Source organism: Agrobacterium sp. ST15.13.013, assembly GCF_027956525.1.
Lineage (GTDB): Bacteria > Pseudomonadota > Alphaproteobacteria > Rhizobiales > Rhizobiaceae > Agrobacterium > Agrobacterium salinitolerans.
This window is the reverse complement of the sequence record NZ_JAQKGP010000034.1, coordinates 22881-42881: the sequence shown is the minus strand read 5'-3', so window position 1 is coordinate 42881 and position 20001 is coordinate 22881. Positions and strand designations below refer to the sequence as shown.

General features: G+C 56.6%; 16 protein-coding genes. 8 read left to right on the top strand and 8 right to left on the bottom strand.

The genetic code is table 11. The features are described from left to right. Positions 1 to 1246: 1246 nt before the first annotated feature. A complete protein-coding gene (locus PL597_RS23750; protein ID WP_269825035.1) occupies positions 1247 to 1765 on the top strand; it encodes a hypothetical protein in 519 nt (172 codons plus the stop codon). Positions 1766 to 2084: 319 nt separating this feature from the next. Then, positions 2085 to 3614: an LA2681 family HEPN domain-containing protein gene (locus PL597_RS23745; RefSeq protein WP_269825034.1), complete on the top strand. Its 1530-nt coding sequence runs from the start codon at positions 2085 to 2087 to the stop codon at positions 3612 to 3614. A 570-nt stretch (positions 3615 to 4184) separates the two neighbouring features. Here PL597_RS23745 and PL597_RS23740 read toward each other — a convergent pair. After that, positions 4185 to 4547, bottom strand: a complete 363-nt coding sequence (locus tag PL597_RS23740; RefSeq protein ID WP_269825033.1) for a type II toxin-antitoxin system RelE/ParE family toxin — start codon at positions 4545 to 4547, stop codon at positions 4185 to 4187. Positions 4548 to 4549: 2 nt separating this feature from the next. Beyond that, positions 4550 to 4801: a ribbon-helix-helix domain-containing protein gene (locus tag PL597_RS23735; RefSeq protein WP_006312048.1), complete on the bottom strand. Its 252-nt coding sequence runs from the start codon at positions 4799 to 4801 to the stop codon at positions 4550 to 4552. 570 nt (positions 4802 to 5371) lie between these two features. On the opposite strand from PL597_RS23735, the gene PL597_RS23730 reads away from it, so the two are divergent. From PL597_RS23730 to PL597_RS23720, 3 genes are read left to right on the top strand one after another with little or no spacing between them, the layout of a single operon-like run. Next, the gene (locus PL597_RS23730; RefSeq protein ID WP_271366372.1) at positions 5372 to 6625 is read left to right on the top strand and encodes a glycosyltransferase family 4 protein; all 1254 of its coding nucleotides are present in this window, start codon (positions 5372 to 5374) and stop codon (positions 6623 to 6625) included. Then, positions 6622 to 7905, top strand: coding sequence for a glycosyltransferase family 4 protein (locus PL597_RS23725; protein ID WP_271366371.1), 1284 nt, complete (start codon positions 6622 to 6624; stop codon positions 7903 to 7905). The genes PL597_RS23730 and PL597_RS23725 overlap by 4 nt, the downstream gene beginning before the upstream one ends. Beyond that, positions 7902 to 9077 carry a glycosyltransferase gene (locus PL597_RS23720; protein WP_269825031.1) on the top strand — a complete coding sequence of 392 codons (1176 nt, stop codon included), beginning with the start codon at positions 7902 to 7904 and terminating at the stop codon, positions 9075 to 9077. The genes PL597_RS23725 and PL597_RS23720 overlap by 4 nt, the downstream gene beginning before the upstream one ends. On the opposite strand, the gene PL597_RS23715 is transcribed toward PL597_RS23720, so the two are convergent. The 6 genes from PL597_RS23715 to PL597_RS23690 all read right to left on the bottom strand — a co-directional run bounded on the left by PL597_RS23715 (position 9041) and on the right by PL597_RS23690 (position 15779). Continuing rightward, on the bottom strand, positions 9041 to 9649 hold the full coding sequence (locus PL597_RS23715) for a putative colanic acid biosynthesis acetyltransferase (protein WP_271366370.1): 609 nt from the start codon (positions 9647 to 9649) through the stop codon (positions 9041 to 9043). The two genes, PL597_RS23720 and PL597_RS23715, sit on opposite strands and share 37 nt — an antisense overlap. A gap of 3 nt (positions 9650 to 9652) precedes the next feature. Continuing rightward, positions 9653 to 10930 carry a hypothetical protein gene (locus tag PL597_RS23710; RefSeq protein ID WP_271366369.1) on the bottom strand — a complete coding sequence of 426 codons (1278 nt, stop codon included), beginning with the start codon at positions 10928 to 10930 and terminating at the stop codon, positions 9653 to 9655. Then, positions 10927 to 11523: a YdcF family protein gene (locus PL597_RS23705; RefSeq protein WP_271366368.1), complete on the bottom strand. Its 597-nt coding sequence runs from the start codon at positions 11521 to 11523 to the stop codon at positions 10927 to 10929. The genes PL597_RS23710 and PL597_RS23705 overlap by 4 nt, the downstream gene beginning before the upstream one ends. A gap of 109 nt (positions 11524 to 11632) precedes the next feature. Next, positions 11633 to 12778 carry an MraY family glycosyltransferase gene (locus PL597_RS23700; protein ID WP_271366367.1) on the bottom strand — a complete coding sequence of 382 codons (1146 nt, stop codon included), beginning with the start codon at positions 12776 to 12778 and terminating at the stop codon, positions 11633 to 11635. A gap of 477 nt (positions 12779 to 13255) precedes the next feature. Next, positions 13256 to 14515, bottom strand: coding sequence for an apiosidase-like domain-containing protein (locus tag PL597_RS23695; RefSeq protein ID WP_271366366.1), 1260 nt, complete (start codon positions 14513 to 14515; stop codon positions 13256 to 13258). Positions 14516 to 14579: 64 nt separating this feature from the next. Continuing rightward, positions 14580 to 15779 carry a glycosyltransferase family 4 protein gene (locus PL597_RS23690; RefSeq protein WP_271366364.1) on the bottom strand — a complete coding sequence of 400 codons (1200 nt, stop codon included), beginning with the start codon at positions 15777 to 15779 and terminating at the stop codon, positions 14580 to 14582. Positions 15780 to 16049: 270 nt separating this feature from the next. On the opposite strand from PL597_RS23690, the gene PL597_RS23685 reads away from it, so the two are divergent. The 3 genes from PL597_RS23685 to PL597_RS23675 all read left to right on the top strand — a co-directional run bounded on the left by PL597_RS23685 (position 16050) and on the right by PL597_RS23675 (position 19973). After that, entirely contained in the window at positions 16050 to 17282 is a 1233-nt protein-coding gene (locus PL597_RS23685) for a polysaccharide pyruvyl transferase family protein (RefSeq protein WP_269834310.1), read from the top strand. 223 nt (positions 17283 to 17505) lie between these two features. Continuing rightward, positions 17506 to 19017, top strand: a complete 1512-nt coding sequence (locus PL597_RS23680) for an oligosaccharide flippase family protein (protein WP_269834178.1) — start codon at positions 17506 to 17508, stop codon at positions 19015 to 19017. After that, positions 19014 to 19973, top strand: a complete 960-nt coding sequence (locus PL597_RS23675) for a glycosyltransferase family A protein (protein ID WP_271366363.1) — start codon at positions 19014 to 19016, stop codon at positions 19971 to 19973. The genes PL597_RS23680 and PL597_RS23675 overlap by 4 nt, the downstream gene beginning before the upstream one ends. Positions 19974 to 20001: the final 28 nt, after the last annotated feature.

The following is a 20001-nucleotide window of genomic DNA, read 5'->3' as shown; positions in this document are numbered from 1 at the left end:
GATTTGAGCGGCGATCGATCATAATAACAATATCATGATATTGTTATTATGATCGATCGCCGCTCAAATCTGAACTCCAATCCAATCAAATTCATCCCGCTCATATAGTTTCTGCGCATAACAATTTTCCATTCAGATCAGCAAATTCAACATAAAAATCATATATTTATGCGTAGTTAGCCCGCAATCCGCAAATTGCAGGTCAGTGAAATCAGTTTCGCCCGCAGATTCTCATCCGCCTTCAGTCAAAAGTATACAATCCACCAACGCATATATTTTATATGTTTTGCGTTTATTATTGTATAAATATATGTTTATGGGAACCGCCCAGATCGCAACTGGCCTGCCCTCTTCCTATCGACCATCAATTCAAAATTCTCCTTCTGGTTGCGTAAATACTGCTTCTTGAGCTTCCGATTTCGAAGCTTTGCCCTGGCATAAATAGATCGTGCAAGCCTTCTCCTCATCAGGGCGGTATCTGCACGAGTAGCAAGGACGTACATTTCATAGAGACCCATCTGAACACACCTTTCCTATCACGCGACGCAGCTGCGACCGTGTTGTGAACTTCATCTCTTTTTCCATCAGCCTTTCAGCTCGATGGGCATTGCAACGGGGCACTGAAAATTGCCGCCTGTAGAAAATAAAGACACTTATCAGTGCCCCGCATCAGCGGTTTATGCCTGTCAGAGCCTGTCCTTCAGCAAATGCGTTTCGGAGAAATAGAAAGGCCCACCACAAACCAGATTCCCATCTCTCCTCCGGTCACGGCCAGAGGACCTCACCTGTCAGGCCCCGAAATATGAGAGTGACGTCTTTCTCTCACAGCCGGAACCGGTTCAGCTTCAAAACCGGAACGTTTCCCGGTTCATCGCGGAACAAGGGCAATATAAATCAGGCAAACAGGGCGGGGATGAACGGGGAAGCAAAAATCCTTCCCCAAAGCTAAAGAAGCTAAGGAGAAAAGCGTTAAACCATTGAACAAATATATCTTTTCAAGTCTAAACATGCAGGCGGCAACCACGGCAGCCAGTCAAAATAACTTTTTTACTTTGGATTCACCGACAAGCTAGCATGACTATGTCCCCTTTCGGCCCAAACCGGTCATTAGGGATGCTCTCGTCCAACGGCGGTTTTGTGCCTTCATCTCAGACGTTCCCCCATCTGCTAGAAGAGGCTAAAACCGGACGTAGAAACCAAACAGGTGGGCCAGTCGCGGCTTACGCAACGGTAAAGGTAATAAATCTTGGCTGCTTATGGGCGCAACAACTTCGAACTGAATTCTACGATTGCAATCCGTGACATATATCGTTTGTTTCTAGTATTTAGCGGCGATGGGCAGCTTTTTGACCTTGCACCTGCACCGGACGATCCTCTTAGGCTGATGCGCAACGATCACTTCGCAGACGAGATTATCCATTTGCTGGTTGGCACCGCGGTCGCTAATCGCATTCATGCAGAACACATGAGCAATTTACGCGCTGATCCAGCAGAGCTGAGGCACCAGCCAATTACTTTGCGCTGTGGGTCTCTCCAACCGGACATCTTGAGCAGCAACCGGGCGGTGCCGCTTACCTTCGAGCAAGCCTGCAACAAAATCATCCACGCCGTCCACATTGTCCCAGATTGCGGCAACCCCGCCGAAAATCCATTGAGCAGTGAAGTCAAGCTGCGAGGTCATCTGGGAAAATCAGCTTGGTCTGCGTACCTAAATATTCCGCAATACGTCCGCGCATCGATACTGAATTTCCGCGACCATACGTGATCTATAAGAAAAACTAGCAGCGGCAAAACGTGGTCCCATGTTGGCCGCAGAGCCTGCGATCGCATTTTCCGAAAGCAGACATCGCTCCGGCGACTGCGTCAAGTCGCCCTCGCGCCTACATCTCGGCCGTCCGAGAGTTTTTCGCTGGTACTCGATAGTGTACATAGTGCTGACTTAGCTTTTTCTCGCCGATACTAAGCGCATGCTTCGATGGCGTCTGTGCAACTTCGCGCTGAAATTCGGAGTGAAGTTATTGTAGCTCGCATAGCGTTGGCCTTAAAATTGGTCAACGCAAACTCACTCCAAAAAGCGAGACCTATTGGCCAAATCCACATTCCAGAAATTACTCGATAAGGCGGGTCAGTACATCGACGACGGATTTGACCGGAGCGATCCGCAACTCACTGACCGGGCGTTCGCGGCTCTCGACAAGCTCGCCGCACGCAAGATTATCCGCGATGAAGACGCGGTCCTCTTGCATTACTTTCGAGCCAACGCATTCAACAATCGGCAGCACGAAGCCGGACTGGAGCGTTCGTGGCAATGGGAAAATGAGCACCTCCAGAGCGGATTGCTCGAATTGCGCAAGGCTGCTAGGCATAAGGGGTTTAAAAAGCTCGGCCAGATCCGGCGCTGCCAAATTTTGACTAATATCGGTAGCAAGCTCAATTCCGTCGGTCGCCCTGTTGAAGCCCTGCACTATTGGGACAAAGCGCTCGCGATTGAGCGACGCTTTTCCATGGCGCTCTTCAACAAAGGTTTGGGACTCCAGAGCTATGCAGACTCAGTCAGCGATCCGGGACACTCCCAACTCATCGCAGCGCAAGCTCACGATAACTTTGTGGCAGGAACAGCTCCTGATGCTGTGCACGAAAGTTCGGAGAACGCGGAGCTTGTTCCTCGTTTTGCTGAGCGAGCGAAATATATTTTAGAGTGGCTTAATGTGGCATCCGCCAATGAGAATTTGACGGAGGAACACAGTCTAGGCCGCTCAAGGGCAGAGATGGCCTACCGTCGTTGGTGCTTGGAGAAGCGGCTGTTTCTCAATCCCATGAATGACCTTGGCACATATTCGATTGCCGCAACAGACAGCTTGGTTCTACCATCGATCAGCCTTCCCATCGCCAAGGGGGGAGCGCTGCCACCCGCTGTCTTCGGGCTTTTCAATCAGCTTAAGCAGGAATTCACTACGGCAAGGTTATTCCTTTTTGAGGCTATGACAGCCAACACAGCGCACTTCGCCGACAAGGGCGTAAAGCTAGCAAACACGCTCGACTATCCGAGCTATGGGGTGAACGTCGAGAAGGCGCGACAGGCCTTTCGAATGACGTATGCCTTGTTCGATAAGATTGCTTTCTTCTTAAACCACTACCTCGAACTTGGCATTTCCGAGAATAAGGTCTTCTTCCGCTCGATCTGGTATGAGGAGAAAGGAAATCCAAAACCGCTCCGTCAGTTTTTCCTGGATCGGGAGAATTGGCCGCTTCGGGGCTTATTCTGGCTGTCCAAAGACCTTTATGATCGTGAGTTTCAGGAAGCCACGGAACCGGACGCGGAAGCCCTGGCGCATCTGCGCAATTATCTCGAACACAAATACTGCCAGATTCATGAGCAATGGGGCGCGACCGTTCTTGATTTAGACGATGCAGAAACCGAACAGGTCGGACTTCACATCGGAAGGCACGATTTCGAGGCAAAGGCGCTGAGGCTAATGGGACTCGCACGCGCCGCGATAATCTACCTTTGCTTAGCTGTTCATCGAGAGGAGAGCCTCAGGAAGAATGGAAGCGAAAAAGCAATTTCGATGCCGATGATTTTCGACACATGGGATGATAAGTGGAAAGTATAGGCGCAGGTGAAGCGCGCCGCGCGACTAAAGGTTAACTCTCGTGTCGAAACTTGGACTTCTAACAGCAATAGGGCACAATATAGCCGACTCGGTCGGTTCCGGCGTAGGACTAATGGTTGGCGTCTACTCGATGGATATCTACGGTGAGGCCGCTTCTACCGAGGAAGGTTACATCGATGTAGACTTTCTCACCGGTAGTACATTGGGCGGAAGCGTCTCAGCTTCGCTCATGAAGGCTCTGAAGCTCTACAGCGAGGAGTTACCCCGCTTCTGCGAACGGAATGGGGTCGAGGTTGCCGAATTTCGTACGCTTAGTGTCCGCTTTTTGACAAAAAACCTTAAGCCGACTTGCATAGTCACTACAGAAGATCATCACGGGCGCTCCTCTATAGACGAGTATCAAGGATTGCCTGCCCGCCGTGTGAAGAAACTGGACTATCTGGGACGGGTACGGCGAAAATAGTACACTGGAACTCGTCGCACCGGTTTTAAATCGCGACGTTCGCTATTGAGCCTCAACCCAGATCGCGGAAAAGCGCCAGCTCACACCGTTTGGCCACGCCACCAGCTTTATCGAGTTTGGATAGTGCCTCTGGCATCGAGCGCCGTGAGATCTTCTCTCAAGCGCACTGCCATATCCATCCGCTCGTGCAGAATACTCATCACACCCAGGTCGCCGCTATCAAGCTTTCGGAAAAACAGGTAATGATGCTGATACCGGCTGAAATAAGCCTCACTCTTGAGGTCACCGGGGACAGCAAGTCTTTGGGGCAGACGCCGCCAAAGCAGATGGTTGTCGCAAAGGCGCTGCAAATGCGCATGTAAGCCACGTATATAGGTCTCAGCCTGCGCTTCACCCCAAGTATCCACGGTGTCGCGCCAGATCTTATCCTGTGCGGCATCGGCAGGCGCATAAAAGCGATAAGCTGCCATAACTAGCGACGCTTGTTTCGGCCGATGACATCGTCAGCAGAGACGGCTATAAACTCGCTATCATCCGCACGCATTGCGGGAGCCAGTTCCTTTTGCAAGGCATCCCATGCCTCGTCGCGGGTTTGCAGGTCACGCCGAATGAGCGCTCGAATATATTCGCTCGCATTCTCATAAAGACCGTCATCACCAATCTGCTGCTGGATGTGGTCTTGCAACGCGCCGCTGACTTTGACGTGAATGCTACCTGACGGCATGGCCTTTTCCTCTCATATCCTCAACTATGGGAAGTGTAGCATATATTGTCAATATTCATCATAATGTTCCAGCAACTCGTGCCCACGTAGCCTGCGATAAGTCCATGAGCGCCACGGTTGTCTCTCTATTTCCGTCTCCGAGCCGGCCCTTCTGGTGTGAGATATTTCCAAGAGAGACGGCTTCATGGAGTAATCGGACCGAAAGGGGTAGCATCGGGCGCATTCAGCATAAGGAGCGCAAAGGGGAGCAGTTGTTTTTCGCCGCCCCACAGCGTCTAGTCACAAGGCACTTCGTCCTCGATCTTGTCCTTGAGTTGTATAGTGACCAGCATGCGACCTACGCCAACCGCCCTACCATTCGCTGGCTGCGGTATTTTTCTGGATCTTATAACCCATAAGGGCGTCATCTGGGTTTCAGCTACCAAATGGATAGTACAACGCTAACTTCGGAGTACTGGCCACTCCGTATCATGAGTCCACTAGTCCTTACGACCAGCTTGCCGCTTGTCTTCACGTCGCCAAGAATGCTCCATCAAGACCGGACATTGGGCGGGAGAAAAAAGCGTGAGGATGATCTTCCTGAACAGATACGGTTTCCCCGACCAGTCGGCAACAAGCCGAATGATATCGTCTCTCGCTGTTTCGATGGCGCAGCGCGGAATGAATGTGACTGTCGTTGCAAGTCGCGAAATACACAATCATCCCGGCAGCGTCTTGCCCGCGGCCGAAACGGTTCGGGGTGTACAGATCCGACGGCTCGCAAGCGGTCGCTTCGGCCGGCACAGCCTCTTGCGCCGGAGCATTGATTATTTTCTTTTTCAGGTGCTGGCATTCGCCTGGCTTCTGCGCAACGTTCGGGCGACGGACACGGTCGTTGTCTGCACCGATCCGCCGCTCCTCTCCGTCATGAGCAGCATCCCGATCCGGCTCAAGGGCGCACTCATGGTGAACTGGATCATGGATCTTTTTCCTGAGACCGCAATCGAGCTTGGATTTTTCAGGAAACGTGCACGGTGGCTTGCGCCATGGCTGACGCAGGCGCGCAACTGGTCTCTGCGATCCCCCGGCATGGTCGTCTGCCCTACCGACAAGATGGCGGAATTCCTCACCACGCAAGGCCTTGCAAAGGATCGCGTCAGCGTCCTGCATCACTGGTCGGATGGCGAGGAAATCTATCCTGTCGCGCGCACCGACAACAGCCTGCGAAAAGCGTGGGGCCTGCAGGATGTGTTTGTCGTGGGCTATTCAGGAAACTTCGGGCGGGCGCATGAGTTCGGCACCATGCTGGCAGCGGCAAAACGTCTCGAACACCGGCAGGATATCCGGTTCCTTCTCATTGGCGGCGGACACCAGCACGCGGCTGTGAAGACTGTAGTCCAGGATCTCGGCCTTCAGAACGTCATCTTCAAGCCGCTGCAGCCCGTGGAGAACCTTGCTGAAAGCTTGAGCGTTGCGGATGTGCATCTGGTCTCGCTGCTGCCGGAACTGGAACACTGCATCATTCCAAGCAAATTCTATGGCATCCTGGCGGCCGGGAGGCCGACGATCTTCGTCGGCGACCCTGATGGAGAGGTGCCGCGTGTTCTCAGAGCCAAGGGATGCGGCAGCAGCCTCGAAATCGGAGAGATCGATAAGCTCTCCGGCATCATCGAAAAGCTCTGCGACGATCCGGATACCACGACAGCAATGGGGGATGCGGCACGGCGGCTGCTTTGTGCCGACTATTCCCGAGAAAAGGCGGCAGATGCCTGGGCAGTGCTGATCGCCGGGCTGCAAACTGTCGAACCTTCCAGGCCCCCTATCGCTCAAGGTATCTCGTCATGAAAGACAAAGTCGTCGTCAGCCAGCTCGGCGCCCGCATGCATTACGCGGTGCCGAGGATATTCGCATCCGCTGGCCGCCTTGCGCATTTTTATACCGACATTTGCGCCACGAAGGGCTGGCCCCGGATCGTCAATTCGTTTCCGGCAACCCTTTATCCCGCACCTGTCAAACGGCTGGCCGGCCGGCTTCCCAAAGGCGTGCCGACGGCGCTGACGACGGTGTTTTCCAGCTTTGGCCTCCGTTCCGTGCTGCGCCACATGCGCACGAAAGACGTTGTCGAGGAAACCTCTCACGCGATCTGGGCCGGGTCTATTTTTTCCGAAATGGTCGCCCGACGCGGCTTCCACGGCGCAGCCGGGCTCTATGCCTTCAGCGGCGACGCACTCGAACAGATGCGGGCGGCAAAGCAGCAGGGGCTGTGGACCGCAGTCGAGCAGATGATTGCGCCGCGCGATGTCGTTGAAGCGCTTCTGGATCAGGAAATGAAGCGGTTTCCCGCATGGGCCGGTCCTGTGCAGGAAAACCCACATGCGCGTCTCTTCGCCGAACGGGAAAAAGCCGAGTGGCGTCTGGCGGATGTCATCGTCTGCCCGTCGGAATTTGTCCGCAAGCACGTCGTTGCATGCGGCGGACCGGACGACCGGTGTGTCGTCGTACCCTACGGTGTCAATGCCGCGGCTGCCATCGACCGGCCAGCACGCATGCCGGGACCAATCAGGGTTCTGACGGTGGGCGAAGTCGGGCTGCGCAAGGGTTCGCCCTATGTTGTGGAAGCCGCCCGATTGATGGAAGGTGCCGCCCGCTTCCGGATGGCTGGCCGCGTTCGCATACCCGATGACGTCAAGCAGCAGATTTCACAATGGGTCGAGCTGAGAGGCATCGTTCCGCGCTCGCAGATCGTCGAGGAATTTAGATGGGCGGATGTCTTCCTGCTGCCGTCGCTCTGCGAAGGCTCCGCAACCGCCGTCTATGAAGCGCTGGCAGCGGGCCTGCCGGTTATAACGACCGAAAACACCGGCAGCGTCGTTCGCGATGGCATCGAAGGTTTCATCGTTCCCGTCTGCGATCCGGAAGCTATCGCGACCGCGGTGCGTGCGCTTGCCGACAATCCCGAACTCAGGCGGACCATGTCTGCCAATGCGCTCCTGCGCGCGGCCGAACATACCGTGGAATCCTATGGCGAGCGGCTTCTTGCCGCGCTGTCCGGGCCGCGTCTGTCGGGGTCCGCGGGACTTTGCCAGACGGTTGAAGCGCGATATCTGGGGAACAACGAGATATGAAGATCATCCACGTCATCGCTTCGATTGATCCCAAGCATGGCGGCTTGCAGGCCGTTGCCATGCGCCTTGCCGCTGCACAGGCCGGCCTCGGCCTCGATGTGAATATCGTCAGCTACGGCGACGCCGCGATTGAGGCGCAGGTCAAGGAAATCGGTCGTAGCATTCCGCATTTCGAAAACATCCATTGGCATCTCCTGGAGCCGGCCGGGAGGCTGGAAACACTGTTCTGCTTCAGGGGCCGGCGCATGCTGAAAGCCTTGCTGAAAGATGCCTCCTTCATGCATATTCACGGCGTATGGGAGCCTTTTCTGCTCTATGCTTCCAAGCTCGCCCGCGCCGCTGGCGTACCCTACTGCATCTGCCCGGCAGGCATGCTGGACCATTGGAGTCTCGGCCAGCGATCATGGAAAAAGAAGATCGCCCTGATGCTGTGCTATCGCAAGATGCTGAACGAGGCTGCGTTCCTGCATCTGCTCAACGTCGATGAGATGGCGGCTGTCGAGCCGCTGAATTTCCAGGCTCGAAATCTCATCATACCGAACGGTGTTTTTGCCGAGGAATTCGATCCCCTGCCCACTCGGGGACATTTCAGGCAGAAAATCGCCCTGGCGCACGGCAGGCGTTACATCCTGTTTCTCTCACGCCTGCACATCAAAAAGGGTATCGACATTCTTGCCTCGGCCTTTGCGGCTATCTCTGACACCTATGTCGATGTTGATCTCGTCGTCGCAGGTCCCCCCGGTGGCGCAGAGGGCCACTTCATGCACCTCGTCAAAAAACTGAACATCCGGCACCGCGTCTTTATGGTCGGGGCCATTTACGGCGAAACAAAGCTCGAAGCCATGGTCGATGCCGACTGCTTCTGCCTGCCAAGCCGACAGGAGGGTTTCAGCATGGCGATAACAGAAGCGCTCGCCTGCGGCACACCTGTGGTGATCACCGACCAGTGTCACTTTCCCGAAGTCGGTTCTGCCGATGCAGGACTTATCGTCTCGGTTGACGCGGCCGAGGTTGCGAAGGCGTTGGCAAGCGTGCTCGGCAACCCGGCCAGGGCGAGAACGATGGGCGAAAATGGCCGCCGGCTTGTACTGGAGAGATTCACCTGGCCGACCATTGCCCATGCCACGCTTGAAGGTTATCGGCTGAGCGCGTTGGAGGCCGCCGCTTCCTGACGGCGGGAGCCAACCGCCCTTGCCGGATTGCCGACATAAATCGTCCACGGCTCCAGTGACTTCGCGGTGACGGCGCGCGCGCCGAGTACAGCCCCCCTGCCGACGACGACACCGGGCCCGACGAAGGCTTCCGCAGCCACCCAGGCATCCTCCTCGATCACCACCGGCCGCGTCACCAGGGGAAACGCGCTGTCCTGAACGTCATGCGACCCGGTGCACAGATGCGCACGTTGCGAGACCGAGGCATATTGGCCGATTGTGATCATGTCGACGTTGTAGCAGATCACCCCAGGCCCGAGAGATGAATGACGCTCCATGACGAGGTGCCCCGGCCACCACACAATCGCGCTGGAATACACCATTGCCGTGGTGTGCAGGCGCGCGCCGAAACTGCGCAGGAGAAAATTGCGCCAACGGCGCATCGGCGGGGGCGTCCAGGAGGCAAGAAGCCGCCATACGATCATCCAGGCCAGCCGTTTCAACCGCAAATTCAGTGCAAAGGTCGGACCTCCGAAACGCGGCAGGGGCGTCTTTGCATGCTGGAAGGCAGGATCGTCGTATCGTGAGCGCATGGCCTATCCTCCGGCTTGAGACGTCAAGGATGGTATCGCGTATCGCCGCTGCCGCACGCGGGCGGGTATCACGGCAAATGCCAGCGCCGGTGCTGCAAACATCAGCATATGCACCCAGACCATGAGAACCCAGTCGGTCTGATGCGAGATGGCATGCATGGACGGTATGATAGATAACAGATAGGTGAATTGCGCAGCGAACTCGCCCGTGTTTGCGGTCACCCAGATCCGGCGCACCAGATAGGCGAGCAGGAAAAACTTGAACGCTCCCAGATACCAGAAGGATCCGAACGCATCCGCCATTCCGGTCTCCGTCGTCCCGAGGACAGGATTGTAGTCGCGCGATTGAACCGGCACCGGCAACATGAAGGATTGCTTGACCTCCACGCCCACGAGTTGCGCGGGCACGAAGTTGAACACCAACCTGTTCCAGTGGAACTTGCCGTAGTCGAATTGCAAGGTGTTTGCGGTGTTGTCGATCCGCATGATCGCATTGCGCATCTCATCGCCGCCATCCCGGAACACTTTCTCAAGATTGCCGACGAAATCTATCTTCTTGATGTCATCCCAGACCGGCGCGTCGTTGGCCTTGGTGATGGCGCGGTAGTCACCCATGCTGTTCATCGACAATGTGCCGAGGAAAAGCGCAATGATCACGAGGATACGCGGGATCGTCCATCCCTTGTAAAACCACCATGCCAGCGCGAACATCATGATGAGTTCCACCGCTTCGGCGCGCTTTCCCGTTATCACGATGCGATCCAGATAAAAGACGAGATCGAACGCAAGGACGATGAGCGCCAGCCAGGAAAACCGCCGTGCAAGACAGAGCACCGCAATGGCCAGACCGTAGCTCAAAAGCCGCGAAAAGAAGATATACATGACCGGAACTCCGGTCATCTGCACCGCAATGGTCAACTCTCCCGGCAGCCGGCTGAGCTTGAAATAGAAGTAGGCACCGGCGACCGAGAGAACGGCTGCGACGATCAGCAGACGTGTTTCATCGAAATCGATACGGAAGAATGCAAAGGGTTTCGCCGTTCTGCTCCATCCCCACCAGCACATGAAAAGGCACAGCATCATGAACAGCGCGGCTCTGGCAAACGCGCCTTCCGGCAGGAATCTTTCCGACGCCAGTCCGGGAACCTGCGGCAAGATGAAACTGAAGGTGATGACGCCCGTCAGAAACGGGAACTCGTAAATTCGCTCCCGACGCATCATTCCCCAACAGATGAGCAGGACAACACCACCGAAGAGGCAAAAAACCAGAAGCGTGTTCATGAAGCGAGCCCCGCCTGAACCGGAGGCAAATCCCGCACGAAACTGCTTCTGAGGTCGTAGAAAAGCGCTTTGGCGTATTCCTTGAACACCTGCACCCCGTCGCCGTTGATGGCAAGTCGCCACAGCGACACGGTTCGTTGCGCAGGAAGTGAAATCCACTGGATTTGTGGCATCACAAACCGGAAGCGTTTTACTGCGCGCCGTGAATGAAACCAGCTCGTGACCAGAATGGCGCTTTTTGCCCCCATTCCAGTCAGTATAGGCTGTGCGAATGTCGCGTTTTCCCAGGTGCTGAGCGAAAGACATTCCGTTGAGACGGCTGCGGAATCCACCCCCAACCGCACCAGCGTGTCACGGATGAAGTCGCAATCCCCATAACCAGTCACCAGGACGCGCGGCGCCTTTCCCTCGTGCCATAGTTTTGCGGCCCGGTCAGCTCGAGGAGGACCGTCGCCGCCCAGAACAACGATGACGTCGGCTTGCGCAGGCGGGTCCTCCACGACAAGAAGCGACCCCGCTGAAACGAGGGCAAGTCCGTAGAGCCCGACTGCACTCAGCATCATCAAGCCCAGTAAAATCGCGTTCCGTTTCAATGGCGGAGCGTTTCTGATGTTCTGGGAAATGCGAGAAGGCGAAAGCCGTCCTTTCGAAACCGGTCTCGAGGGAATTCGCGGTCCGGGCCACGGCGCTTTCATGATGCGGCTACTCTTCATTCGCCGATTGAATGGCTCTTGGCTCCGGCGTGGCGCTGGCGGCGACCGGTAGACGCACCACCTCGCGGTAGAGATCGAAATTACCCCTGTGAAGCAAGGTTTTCGAGAGGTAGCCCGTCGCGGTAAGGACGAACGCGGTGTGAAGGGCAATCGGCACGAGAAGGCCGGCGGCCATTATTTCCGCCGGAATACCGGCTTTTATCCCTGCAAAACCGATGCCGCCGCAAATGAAGGAAATCACGACCAGCGTGTTCGTTGCAGCCGCCGGCGTGAAACCATAGTCCAGCAGCAGATGATGAAAATGCCAGCGATCGGCCGACATCGGACTGCGACCGTGCATGATACGACGGACAATCAGGCTAAGCGTATCGGTGATCGGCAGGATCACGATCCAGAGCAATGCCGGAAAGGATACGGCAGCGCTTGTAGTCGCCAGCAGGACGATCACATAGGCAATCGTCGCCCCCAGTGCGGTACTGCCAGCATCGCCGAGGAATATGCTCGCCCTTGCACGCCATGGACCGCGCATGTTGAAGACCAGAAAAGCGCAGAGGCATACGCAGAGTGCCTGAAGCGGCGCGATGATGTCGCCGACACCTGCGAAGATCGCCACGATCATTAGCCAGATCAACGCGACACCCGCTGTGCCACCTGCAAGCCCGTCGACACCATCGAGCATGTTCCACGAATTCACCAGCCCGGTAACGAAGAGAACTCCGATGACGAGAAACAGCGGTAGGAACAGATCCGAATGCTGCGTGAACAGCACGCCGATGGAGAGAGAGCCGATATCGGCGCCGCCTACGAGAGCGATCGCCATTGCCAGTTGCATGACAAGGCGTCCTGCTGCGGGCAGCGGCCGGCGATCATCGACGACGCCCATCAACAGGATGACCGCCAGTCCGAGCCAGAAGTTCATGCCGAGAGCCTCGCTCCACCCACCAACGAAGGCGGAAACAGCGAAAGCGGTAAAGATTGCAATGCCACCGCAAAGCGGAACCGCCCCGGTGTGGCGTTTGCGAATGGAATCGGGGCGATCCACAAGCTGATACGCAATGGTCAGGTGCCTGAGAACGACGATAAAGGATACGCACAGGATAAAAGTAGCGATGGTGTTGAAGAGTATCCCCGACATGTCTGATCCCCACGCTGAAGCTTGGCGGCGCATTTGCAACGATATTTGCCTTCTGACGATCCTAAAAAACACCGGCCCTGAGGGGTATGCGGGCAAAAGGCGTGTGAAATCCACCAAAGGGAGAGGATGTCGAAATTAACGTCTACCCTCCCTACCCACAAACCGGATCGACCATCGAAAGAGCTAGAGCGGTTCATTGTTAAATGGAAACGGTTCTGCCGGAGCAGGTTTTCGTCAGGGCAAAGGCGATTGGCGAAGGGCATACCCCCAGGGACTTTCGAGCCGATCGCCTTTGATCCTGGCGGAAAGATGCCCGGCCCTTCGGGTTGGCTGAAACGGGCCGCCTGATCGTCCGGCCGACTCCGTTTGAGCCAACAGAACCGTTTCCATTTAACAATCAGCCGCTCTAGGTTTGAGACCTTGTCGACAAGCAGCCACAAATGGACGACCCGGCAACGAGCGGCATCTTGCGAGTGATCATTCCTGTGCGGAGAGAACGGCGATCCAGTCCTGAGAACCGAAAGCATTCGCCGATGCCGGCACCGTCACGTTGCGAAGACCGCTGCGGCCAAGACGCTCGCTCGGTTCGATGTAGATTCCATTCGAGGGATCATACCAGCGAAGGGTTTTCTCGCCTGCCGCCAAACTGTCGAGATCGATCGCAACGGAAGGAGCGTCGAGATAGATCACCGCGAAAGACCCATCCCTGTCGCGCGCCGCAAATGCGCCCGCATCGCTTTTCAGCAGACTTCCCTGATCGGGCACCAGCTTCCACCATGTCAGTTCTCTGAAAAGCGCGGCCAGATGGGTAATGCTTTGAGCACCACGGCTTTTCAGCGAACCTTGCCAGCTGTCCTTCGCGTCATAAAGCCCGGCGGCGGAAAAATGCCAGACCGGATTGTTGCCGAAGAGCTGGCCGCTCGCTCCTGAAAGCAGTGCACTATAGGCAATAAGACGAACCTGACGCTCCTGCACATCGTTCTCGCCTTCATAGGCGCTTTCAATGAGGAAAAAAGGGCGTCTCGGTCCAGAGCGATACCGATTGAGCACCGCCGTCGCGACATTGCTGTAAGTATAAATTGAATCGATATCGAGCCAGGAAGCGTCCCGCCAAAAATCGCTCGTCACGGTATCGGGATTGCCATGCACGGTCTGCAATGCCGAAGGATCGGTTTCAGCAATCCCCGTTGCAACAGCCGTGACCAGATTGCGATCAGGCGGGTCGTAATCCCCGCCCTGCACCCAGATGATGTTGGGGTACTTCGCAAAACGCTGACCGACATAACGCCCATAAGCCCGCAGCTTTTCCGGCCCGGCCACGATCATTTCCTGATACCATCCTTCGGGGCCACCGCGTGCGCCGCTATAGGCCGGACAGAGAAGCACCAGCAGGTTGCGACTTGCGGCTGCCTTTATGACGGCTTCTGCCCTGTCGAAATAGGCCTCGTTCGGTTGCTCGAAGGCATCGCCTGCGAAAGGTTTCTCGTCGTAGAAGTTCGCTGGCGCCTTGCGGGAGAACTGATGCTCGATCAACGATACAAGCACGGTGTTGAAGCCCTGCCGCTTTCGCGTTTCCAGATAAAATTCCGCATCGGGAATAGAGGTATCGCCAATAAGCGACCAAGCACTGTCCCCGACAATCAGGAACGGCAGACCCTTGCTGTCTTCAAGATAACCCCCGTCCTGCGACGTCTGAAGCGGAAAAACGGTATCCTGTGCGTAGCCGGTCGAAAACATGCATAACCAGAGAAAGAAAACACTGCACAGATGTCCAAGTCGCCGCTGATCGCCGATCATTGCTTCAGAGCCGTTCACGAACGACGCGAAGCCAGTTTTTCAAGGGCAACGGCAGATAGGTTCTAAGACCCGGCCTCAAACCAGCGGGAATAGACCAGTCTTCCATCCTGAGCACCGTAGACAGGCCAGGACGGTCGTTCAGTGTCAGGGTAATGACTTCGTTATAGCGTGCGGCCATCCGTTCGATGCTGAAGCGGTTCAGGACCATCTCCTTTCCCGCAATCGACATGCGCTCGAGAAGATCGCGATCGGCATGCAAGCGCGCGATCGCATTCGCCGCTGCCGTATAATTGCCAATCGGGAACAGGAAGCCGTTTCGGCCCGGCTCGACAATCGTATCCGTCACACCCCGGATGTGAGAGACGACCGGGACGCATCCGCCGGCCATTGCCTCGATCATGGTCATGCCAAGCCCCTCGAAGCGGGACGGCATGATGAGAACATCGTGGCTGGCCATGATGACCGGTATGTCTGAAAGCTGAACGGATCCCGCGTAACTGACGCGATCGCCATGGCCGTCTAGCCTTCGCCTGAGCTTGCCCATATCCGGCCCATCTCCGACGATCGTCAAGCGCACAGCCTCGGGCGAGGCATCCAGTATTTCCCGCAGCCACATCACGCCTTTCGAGGCATCTTCAATGCGGCCGACGAAGAGAGCCTTGAGTTCCGGCCTCCGGTTGAACCGCCGAACCGCCTGGCTGCGGAACGCGTCGCTATCCACCGCATTCGGTATGGCGTAGGTGCGATCCTTCGAAAAGCCGTTGCGCGCGACCAGATCGGCACGGCACCGCTCCGATACGCCGACGGTGACATGGGCGTAGTCCCGCACCGAGCGCGCCGCTGCATATGTTCCAGGCGAGATATTATGGACGACGAGAATACGCAGGATACCTTCTGGCAGATAGCGCGCGATATTTGTCTGCAACTGATCGCCAAGAACGTTGACGATCACACCGTCGAACCCTCCGTCTTCGATGGCGGCCGCCATTCGCTCTGCACATTCGCGTTCGCTGAGATTGACGGGCATGCGCAGCAGTTGCCCGAAATCCTTTTCACCCTGGAGGTCGAGGGGCAGCCCATATGTTTCCTTGCACACGCCGAGCCATCGCACGTCTGTGCCATAGGCGGCGAGGCCTTTGCGAAGATGTTTGAAGACGGAATAGGTGCCGCCGATATGGGGGAGAACAAAATAGGCAAGCTTCATGGGACACTTTCGCTCCTGCACCCACAATCCTGCCGCAACGGATCGACGACGGATAGTTCGAGTGGCTGCTAACGCGACATACTAAAAAGCCACGGGATGACAGTCAGTTGCATCTTAGGCTTAGCCGTATCTTCCTTTGAGCGGTTTGCGTCAGTCAGACTATTCGTTTGACGTAAGACGCAACCCGAAGGTCGAGGTGGGGCGGTACTGCTCCAGCAGATATCAATGCCATATCGAGCGTGTCGGCGCCGGGCTGCGATTGGAAAATAAATGAGGATCACTCTCCTTGGACAATTTGGCTCTGGTAATTCGGGCAATGACGGATCGCTTGAAGCCATGCTCATTTACCTGCGCAGGATGAGGCCCGATGCCGATCTGTTGTGTCTCTGTGCAAGTCCGACAGTCGTCAGTACGAAGTTCAATATTCGTGCGATGGGCGTTGGCGGTCCTCCCCTGAAAAACGCGTGGATGAGGCAACTGGACAGGCTGCTCGGCAAGGTGCCCTCACGGCTGAGGTTATTGGTCAGCTCCCTCTTCAGTTTCGACAAGGCTGACCTGATGATCATACCGGGGACCGGCATCCTGGATGATTTTCAGGAAAAGTGGTTCGGTTGGCCCTTTGTCGTGTTTTGCTGGTGTCTCGTTGCACGCCTTCGCAACACACGGATCGCCTTCGTCAGCATTGGCGCCGGTCCGATGAAAAGCCGTCTCAGCCGCTGGTTCCTGCGCTCGGCCGCACAGATGGCCTCCTATCGATCCTATCGGGACGATTTCTCGCTCAACTACATGAAAATGATCGGTGTCGACGTGTCGCGAGACCACCGCTACCCCGATATAGCCTTTGATCTTCCTGTTCCTGTGCCCCACCGGCAGAGCCCCGCCAGCGGCCCAATGAGAATAGGCGTCGGCGTCATGGACTATCGCGGCTGGCGTCACAACGATCCCGAGGCCGCCAGAATTTACAAGACCTACATCCATAAGCTCGCACAGCTCGTGAGCTGGTTGATCGGTGAAGGCCATAACATCATCCTTTTGATGGGGGACGTTACCGACAGGGTCGCCTGCGCGGATCTGATGTTTCTGCTGAACGACATGCTCTCCGAGGATGAGCTGGCCCATATCGACATCAGCTCGGCCGCAACGCTGCGCGATATCATGCAGCAGATGGCAGCGATCGACCTTGCCGTGGTGTCGAGATATCATGGATTGGTCTGCTCGCTGAAACTTGGAAACCCGACAATATCAATAGGTTATGCTCGCAAGTTCAGCGATCTGATGAACGATTTCGACCAGGAAAAATTTTCCCGGCACATCGATACGTTCGAAGTCGAGGAAGTTATCGAGCTGGTGAAGGAGATAGTCGCCGGAGCCGGGGCGGTGAGGCAGCGGATCGCCCACGCCAATGATCGCTTCAAGCGCCAGCTTTCCGAGCAGGAGGCGCTACTTGGCCGGGAATTTCTCTCAACCGATGCCGTCGCAACGCCGCAAAGCGTTACCCTTTAGACACGCAGTCATGCAACCTAATGCTTTCGACGTAATAGCGAGGCTCTTTAACACTAAAAGGGGTTAGACCGCACGTTGTCGCACGCCCTTTTACGGACATTCTCCAAACGTCCTACACCTACGGATCCGGCTGCCATCCCAACGGTCAGATTTCCAAGATAAAAGTCGCCACTCTAGATTTGACGCTACCGTCGATTATCGGCGACGCTGTCGGAGCCCTTCGATGCACAAAGTCCGCCGCGCCTTTTTCATGGCCATGCTGGAACAGCACCTCGGAATTGCGATCAATTTCGCTCTGATCGCGATCGTATCGCGGCTGCTCTCGCCGGCGGAAGTGGGCTTCGCCGTCATCGGCTACGGGGTGACGTCGGTGATTTTCGCCTTTCGCGAATTCGTTTCGTCCGATTTCCTCATTCAACTCGATGTCGTTGAACGCGATGACATCAACACGTCGCTTACACTCTTGCTCCTCGTCAGCGGCATTCTCGGGATCGTTCTCTATCTATGCGGACCCTATCTGGCGATTTTCTACCACCACCCCGGTCTCCAGCATTATCTTATCCTCGCAATTGCCGCCATCATGGCCGAAAGCCTGGGGATGCCGGCGTTTTCCATGCTGCGTCGCCGGCTGGCGTTCGGCACCATCGCACGCGTCCGAACCATCGGACTCGTCGTTATGTCCGTTGTGACGATCTTCGCTGCCAGCAATGGATGGGGCTTCGTCAGTTTCGCCCTCGGCCTCCTTGTCGGCAACAGCGTTGCCAGCGCCCTTGCCGCCTATGCCGATCCGGCCCATCGGTCAGCGCGCCTCTCGCTCAAGTCGTGGCGCCGTATGGCCGAATTCGGCCGTTACAGGGGCGCTGCCACCATCGTCGACAAATTATACGAGTCCCTGCCGCAACTGGTGCTCGGCTTTGCCATGACACCGACAGCGGTCGCGATCTACAATCGCGCCAATACCGTCTGCTCCATTCCCGATCGCATTTTTCTCTCGGCAATCTTTTCCTTCGCCTTCCCGGCGCTCGCCGCCGAAGTGCGCCAGGGTGGAGACGTCCGAAAGTCCTACCTGCGCGCCCTCAGTTACATCACCGTGCTATATTGGCCGTCGCTGATCATGGTCGCCATTCTCGCCGATCCCATTGTACGCCTTGCACTCGGAGACCAGTGGCTTGCCGCCGTACCGATCACCCGTATTCTCGCGCTGGCCTCGATCTTCTGGTTTCCAATGGTGCTGACCGCACCGCTGCTGATCGCTCTCAACGCCAACCGGGAGGCTTTTCTGGGCAATTTCGTCTGCCGCAGCGTCTCGGCAATTGTGCTCTGCTCCGCCAGCTTCTTCGGCCTCACCGCAGTAGCACTCAGCCAGTTCATCACACTGCCCTTCCAGATGCTTGTCGCCTTCTATCTGGTAAGACGCCATGCGCACTTTAAACTACCCGAACTGTTCGCAGCCATCGGGACAAGTGCTGCGGTGACCCTTGCAGCGATTGCGGGGCCGCTCGCCATATCCGTCTGGATGGGATTCCGCTTCGATTACTCCCTCGCCCAGGCAGGCGGCGCCATCCTCCTTTCGGTGGCGGGCTGGGGCGCCTGTCTGTTGCTTCTGCGTCACCCACTCGTCAGCGAAATACGTTCGACGCTCGATGCTTTTGCCGGGCGTCTGCGCAGGGTCGGAAAACCTCCTGCATCGGCTTCCATTCCCGACACCGTCGTTCCCGCAGCGGTGGAACCATGAGCAGCATCGATATCGTCATTCCCAACTACAATTACGGTCGCTTTCTGAAAGGATGCGTAGAGAGCGTCCTTGGCCAGAACATCCCCAACATGCGTATCCTCATCATAGACAACGCCTCCACAGACGACAGCGTTGCGATCTCCCGGTCACTCGCGGCAAAAAATCCCCGTATCGAAACGAGCCTGCGCGCAAGGAACCTCGGCGGTCACGCGTCTTTCAACGAAGGCATCGATTGGGCTCGGGCAGACTATTTCGCCATCATCTGCGCCGACGATGTCCTGTCGCCCGGCGCCCTTGCGCGCGCAATGGAGGCGCTCGACAATAATCCCGGTGCGCACATGGCCTTCGGCCGAACCGCCTTCTTCCGCGACGACGCCGAAATAGCATCGTTGCCTAGCAGCGACGTCGATGGCATGCAGCTTCATCGCGGCATGGACTTCATCGCCAACGTCTGCGCGACGGGACGCAGCCCGGTACCAGGCCCACTCGCCGTCACCAGGACGCACATTCAGCAACATGCCGGCCATTACCGGCCAGCACTGCGCCATACCGACGACGTCGAGATGTGGATGCGGCTCGCGGTGCTGGGCGACATCGTCGAACTCGATGCCGTGCAGAATTTCACGCGTATCCACGGTGCGAACCAATCGGCTATGCTTGATAATGTGCTTGCCTGGAATGCCGAAATCGAAGCAGCACTCGAAAGCTTCTTCCGCAACGAAGGAGCTTTGCTCGCCAATGCCCAGACCCTGCTAAGGCGCGGCCGCGCGAGCCTGAGCGACCGCGCCTATTGGTGCGCGCTTTCCAATCTGGTCCAGCGTCGGCCAGGCGCGGGTCCCCTTCTCGCACAGGCTTTCCGCCTGCGACCCGCCTCGGCGTTTCTGCCACCGGTAAGTTATCTTGTGCGCCGGCCTGATGCCTTGCATCGCATTCGCGCAGCAATCGCCCGTCGATAGCGATCGACCGGCCAGCTTTCGATGATGA